General features: G+C 64.3%; 7 protein-coding genes. 4 read left to right on the top strand and 3 right to left on the bottom strand.

The window, feature by feature from the left end; translation table 11 throughout:
- From Q0X61_RS12585 to Q0X61_RS12575, 3 genes are all read right to left on the bottom strand, one after another.
- Nucleotides 1-189: hypothetical protein (locus Q0X61_RS12585; protein ID WP_297743157.1), on the bottom strand; the 189-nt coding region annotated here is incomplete at its 3' end.
- A gap of 1 nt (nucleotide 190) precedes the next feature.
- A complete protein-coding gene (locus Q0X61_RS12580) occupies nucleotides 191-1,543 on the bottom strand; it encodes a hypothetical protein (RefSeq protein ID WP_297743156.1) in 1,353 nt (450 codons plus the stop codon).
- A 3-nt stretch (nucleotides 1,544-1,546) separates the two neighbouring features.
- Entirely contained in the window at nucleotides 1,547-2,368 is an 822-nt protein-coding gene (locus Q0X61_RS12575; protein ID WP_297743155.1) for a hypothetical protein, read from the bottom strand.
- 139 nt (nucleotides 2,369-2,507) lie between these two features.
- Here Q0X61_RS12575 and Q0X61_RS12570 point away from each other — a divergent pair, with 139 nt between their 5' ends.
- The 4 genes from Q0X61_RS12570 to galE all read left to right on the top strand — a co-directional run bounded on the left by Q0X61_RS12570 (nucleotide 2,508) and on the right by galE (nucleotide 4,915).
- A complete protein-coding gene (locus Q0X61_RS12570) occupies nucleotides 2,508-3,131 on the top strand; it encodes an MBL fold metallo-hydrolase (RefSeq protein WP_297743154.1) in 624 nt (207 codons plus the stop codon).
- Between the two features lie 35 nt (nucleotides 3,132-3,166).
- The gene (locus Q0X61_RS12565; protein ID WP_297743153.1) at nucleotides 3,167-3,400 is read left to right on the top strand and encodes a type II toxin-antitoxin system Phd/YefM family antitoxin; all 234 of its coding nucleotides are present in this window, start codon (nucleotides 3,167-3,169) and stop codon (nucleotides 3,398-3,400) included.
- Complete coding sequence (locus tag Q0X61_RS12560; protein WP_297743151.1) at nucleotides 3,397-3,837, top strand: type II toxin-antitoxin system VapC family toxin; 441 nt, start codon at nucleotides 3,397-3,399, stop codon at nucleotides 3,835-3,837. Before Q0X61_RS12565 ends, Q0X61_RS12560 begins: the two co-directional genes overlap by 4 nt.
- 88 nt (nucleotides 3,838-3,925) lie before the next feature.
- Complete coding sequence (gene galE / locus Q0X61_RS12555; protein WP_297743149.1) at nucleotides 3,926-4,915, top strand: UDP-glucose 4-epimerase GalE; 990 nt, start codon at nucleotides 3,926-3,928, stop codon at nucleotides 4,913-4,915.
- Nucleotides 4,916-5,086: the final 171 nt, after the last annotated feature.

Below are 5,086 nucleotides of genomic sequence, written 5' to 3'. Positions count from 1 at the left end.
GGCGGCGTCGAGGCTCGTGCGCAGCGCCTTCGCGTTCAAGGGAAGGCGCTTGTACTGCTGATCTTTCTCCGACGAAGTTCGTTCGCCGAGGAAACCGTCGTCGGCGTACTTCACCTTCGCGTTGCCCAGCAGCTGACCTAGAGGTAGAAATCCGCCTGCTCCTGCGTCGGTTGCAGCTATCGCCACCATGTCACTGACCCCCTACCTGATTGGACTGTCGCACGCCGAAGCCTTCTTGCTCTTCATACCTATCGGCGGCGGCGATGAGATTATCGGCGATCTGGTTGAACTCCTTGCTCGCGCCGGTTGACCAGTCGATGACACAACCACCCAGCTTGTTCATTGCTCGCAGTGCGGGTGCAGCGATTCCGAAGTCTTGCGGTAGCCGCATCCTGCCATGCAGCGCGGCCGTCTTGTCGGATGCGTCCTGCCACTTCTTGGCCTGCTCGCGCAGTTGGGCGTGGTCGACGCTGAAGCTGGTGTCCGTGCCGGTGTCATTTGCTGAAACATCACCAGACCAGGGGCCAGAGGTCGGGCCAGCAGTGGGGAGGTTGGGCTGCCCGACTCCTGGGACGCTCACACCATCGGTGGGGCCGACACTGGGGTTACCGTAGCCGCTGTTCGGGCCACCTAGCGGGGGTTGCGGCGCATGCACACCGTCGTGGGGCCCTCGCCCATCACCAACCACATCACGGGCATCGCCCGGCTTGGGGCCAGGTGCGGTCGGAATGTTGGTTTCGTGCGGCCGGTTAATGCCGGACCAGCCGTCGGGGCCGAGAACACCATCGAATGCAGACCGGTCGTAGCCCGAGTCGCCGGGATACAGCGGATGAGGGCCGCCTGGGTGGCGCGGGTCGCCCGGCATGATCGGGTCGCCGTAGCTCCAAGCATGTTTCGCACCATCGCTAGGCAGCACACCACCGAGGCCGTAGTCACCGCGGCCCCAGGTGCTTGGGTCGTTTGGGTTGTACCCGGTGGGGATGTTCCAGGTGCTCGGATCCGACGGATCACCGTAAACGCCGTCGGACCACCCAGGCACGAGGTCGCCGTAGCGGGGGTCGCCGGGGAAGATTGCACCCAGGTCGCCTCCTGGGTGGCGGGGATCACCAGGGAGAATCGGGTCGCCGGGCCTCCAATTCGACGGGATGCCACCAAGCAGGGACTCGTCGCCGGCTGCCAACACACCGGAGTTACCTCCGCCCGGGCCGATGCCTGCACCCATACCAGGCGCGCCACCGGCGCTACGCATCGCGCTCTGCGCACCCATGGCGTTCATCTGGCCCGCGGCCATCGCGTTGGCACCCATGGCGTTTTGGGCACCTGCACCCACACCGGCGCCGGCGCCTGCACCGCCCATCATCATGGGCGGCATCATGCCCGGCCCGGAGTTCTTCCCCTTGCCGCCGGAGGCGTTGGGGTTGATCATTCCCTCGCGCAGCTCGCCATCAGCGAGCAAATCGTCCGAGTCTGCGGAGACACCCCAAAACTCGGACGCGGTGACCCGCTGCTGCCGTGCTGTATCCTCGTCTGACGGTTCGGTCATCTCTCACCTTCTGGGCTCGAACAAACGGTAGAAGCCAGCCATCATGTACTCTAGCTCCGCTTCCATCGTCCGTATTTCCTCGTCGCGTTCGTTGGCTTCGGGGACGTACCGCTCAAACTGCTCATACGCCTTGGTTGCTGCTGCACTGACGTTAATACAGATTGATCCGACCTGCGCGTCGTCAAGCCACTTCTCATCGAACTCCACCTGACTTGGGAAGCCGGCATCCGTGAGCGTCACGACGACACCGGCAGACTTCCCACGAAAGGTGGGCACCGGGGCCGGAGGCTCCTGGGCAGCTTCCTCCACCAAAGCGAGCCAGCGTTCGCGGTGGTCATTCATCATGCGCACGTACAGCGAGATGTTCTCCGGGGTGAGCGGGGGAATCTCGCCAAAATCAGCATCGTCAAACGACGGGGATTCGACGACGCCCGGCTCGGCGACGCGCATCCTGGCCTTGCCAAAGGCCTCCAGGAACGCCTGCTCCAAGGTTCGGCCGGGGCCCAGCCGCTGAAACCAGATGGGGCTCACCCGCACCTTCGATATACGCCCGTCGTCTTCCACCCAAATCCGCACGATGCCGTTGCCGCCACCGATTCCGCCGTCGCCTTCATCATCATCGATCAGCTCGTCGTCGAATAACTCAACGTTGGCCGCATCGTCGTCGAACAGCTCGTCATCGGTCACATCGTCGTCGATGGACTGCCACGAATCAGAGTGCCACGACGCCTCGTCGAGGCGCGCCGCTTCGTCGACGTCTGCGGGCGCAGCGTCGATCATGGGTGCGAGCGGGTCGTAATCGTCGTCGAAGTAGTCGGTGGACACATCCCTCAGTATGGCAGCGAAACGCTCAGTATCAGACCTTGGGTGTGCCCTCCAGCTAGGCCAAACGGGAAGAAACCGCCCGCAGCACCAAACGATTATGCCCCCTCATGCCCCTACAGTGGCCCCAGGAGGTATCCCCATGACTGAGATCGAACGGCTCGTGACAGCCGGTAACGTCGACCCCGCCGGACGGCCCGAACACGAGAACAACGTGTGGCTCGTCGGTGATAGCCACGAGGTGATCGTGGTGGACCCAGCCCACGACCCCGACGCCGTCGCCATCGCCGTCAACGGGCGCAAGGTGCTGGCTGTGCTCCTCACCCACGGCCACTGGGACCACGTGCGCGCCACACCGGCGTTCGTGTCCCGCATCCCCGCCCCCGCCTATCTGCACGAGGCCGACCGCTTCCTGTGGGAAGACGCCACCGGCAGCCCCGATGGATTCCTCCCCCTCGAAGATGGGGCGACGTTCACCGTCGCGGGCGAAACCATCCAGGCCATGCACACTCCCGGACACACGCCGGGGTCAACGTCGCTGCGTATCGACGGGCTCCGCGCCGTGTTGAGCGGTGACACGCTCTTTCCGGGCGGGCCGGGCGCGACCCGCTGGGATTACTCCGACTTCCGACAAATCATGTCGTCGCTGCGTGAGCGACTGTTCACGCTTCCCGCGGACACCGTCGTGCATCCAGGGCACGGGGAGTCCACCACCATCGGTGCCGAGGCGCCTCACGTGGACGAGTGGGAGGCTCGCGGCTGGTAACAATCGGGGCGTATCACGGGTGATACACTTCGTGTATGAGTGTTCCGGTTCGCGAACTGCGCAACAACAGCGCCGCTCTGCTGAAACGCGTGCAGCAGGGCGAGAGCGTCGTGGTCACCAAAGGCGGTGAGCCTGTGGCGCAGGTCGTTCCGCTGCGCAAGACGCCGCTGCGTCGAGAGCAGTTGCTGCTTCGCTGGGCAGCCCTGCCGACGATCGACACCAAGCAGTTCCAGCGAGATGTCGACGACATGCTGGACTGGTCGCTGTGACCATCCCCGAGGGAGCAGGGCTCCTAGACACGAATCTGGTGATCGACCTCGCTCACGTCGAACCCGACGATCTCCCGGACGTCCCGCTGATCAGCGCCATCACGCTTGCCGAGTTGTCCGTCGGTCCGCTCGTAGCCGCTGACCCGACAGAGCGGGCGCACCGGCAGCAGGTGCTGCAACTGGCGGAGGCCACCTTCGAGCCCCTCCCTTTCGACGCCGCTGCTGCACGCACATTCGGCATGGTGGCCGCATCGCTGCGCGCCTCAGGCCGCAAGCCAGCAGCACGCGGGTACGACGCGCTGATCGCCGCGGTTGCCATCTCGCAGCAAATCCCCCTTCACACCGCGAACCCCAACGATTTCGCTCACATCGAGGGGCTGGGTCTGCGACCCGTTCGACGCAGTCTCAGCCACGAGCCCACCAACCAGTCAAGATAGATCAAGTTCGTGGCTCGTCTATCCACCACGAACTTGATCTATCTTGGCCGCCCATTGCCGCACGCCGTTGCCCTGTAGGCTCAACAGCATGAAGATTCTCATCACTGGCGGCGCCGGGTACATCGGCTCCACTGTGGCCTCCGCCTGCGAAGACGCAGGTCACGACGTAGTTATCCTCGACGATTTCTCCACCGGCAAGTGCGAATTCATCCACGACCGGCCACTGTATGAGGGAGACATCGCCGACGGCGCGCTCGTCGACCAGATCTTCGCGGAGCACCGCATCGATGCGGTGGTGCACTGCGCGGCGAAGATCGTCGTGCCTGAGTCGGTGGCCGATCCGCTCGGCTACTACGACAACAACGTCGGCAAGACCGTGAAGCTGCTCGAAGCGCTCGAACGCAACGGCAACGAGCGGTTCTTGTTCTCATCCTCGGCGTCGATCTACGCACCGGACGAAAACTTCGTCGTGACGGAGCAGTCGCCGCTGCAACCCAACTCGCCGTATGCGAAAACGAAGTACCTCGTCGAACTCATTTTGGAGGACTTCACGAAAGCGTCCAGCATGCGTGTGCTGTCGCTCAGGTACTTCAACCCCATCGGCACCGACCCGAAGCTCCGCTCCGGCCAGCAGCTCGAACACCCCACCCACGTGCTCGCGAAGCTGCTCGAGGCGTGGCAAAACCATGAGACGTTCACCGTCACCGGCGTGGATTGGCCTACCCGCGACGGCTCCGGCATCCGCGATTACATCCACGTCTGGGATCTCGCGCAGGCGCACGTGGCCGCGCTGGAGCACTTCGACGAGGCCACCGCCAGCGAGCCGTACCAGGTGTTCAACATCGGCACAGGCAACGGCGTCACCGTCAAGGAGCTCGCCGCGAGCTTCGAGGAGATCTCGGGCGACCCGCTGCAGGTCACGTTCGGCCCGCCGCGCCCCGGCGACGTCGCGGGCGTGTACACCGTCTCGCACAAGGCGAAGGACGTGCTGGGCTGGGAAGCGAAGCTATCCGAAACCGACGCGGTACGCGACGCCATCGCTTGGCTGCCCGAGCGCAAAAAGATGCTCGGGTACTGACCCTCAGCTGCGGGGGTGCGGGCTTAGTCGGTGGCTTCCGCCCACAGCTCGCGCCTCCGCCTGGCTTCCACTTTGTCGATGACGCCGAAGATGGCCAGCACAACGCTCACCATAACGAGGAACAACAGCAGCTTGCGCTTCATGGCACCAGCCTACCCGGCGCCTACGCCC

Origin of the sequence: uncultured Tessaracoccus sp. (genome assembly GCF_947255005.1) — a bacterium.
GTDB lineage: Bacteria > Actinomycetota > Actinomycetes > Propionibacteriales > Propionibacteriaceae > Arachnia.
This window is presented reverse-complemented; position numbering and strand designations above follow the sequence as displayed.

Excerpts from the sequence above, each read along its gene's own strand:
- galE (WP_297743149.1), top strand. The coding sequence starts at position 3,926 with ATGAAGATTCTCATCACTGGCGGCGCCGGGTACATCGGCTCCACTGTG.
- Q0X61_RS12580 (WP_297743156.1), bottom strand. The coding sequence starts at position 1,543 with ATGACCGAACCGTCAGACGAGGATACAGCACGGCAGCAGCGGGTCACC.
- Q0X61_RS12565 (WP_297743153.1), top strand. The coding sequence starts at position 3,167 with ATGAGTGTTCCGGTTCGCGAACTGCGCAACAACAGCGCCGCTCTGCTG.
- Q0X61_RS12570 (WP_297743154.1), top strand. The coding sequence starts at position 2,508 with ATGACTGAGATCGAACGGCTCGTGACAGCCGGTAACGTCGACCCCGCC.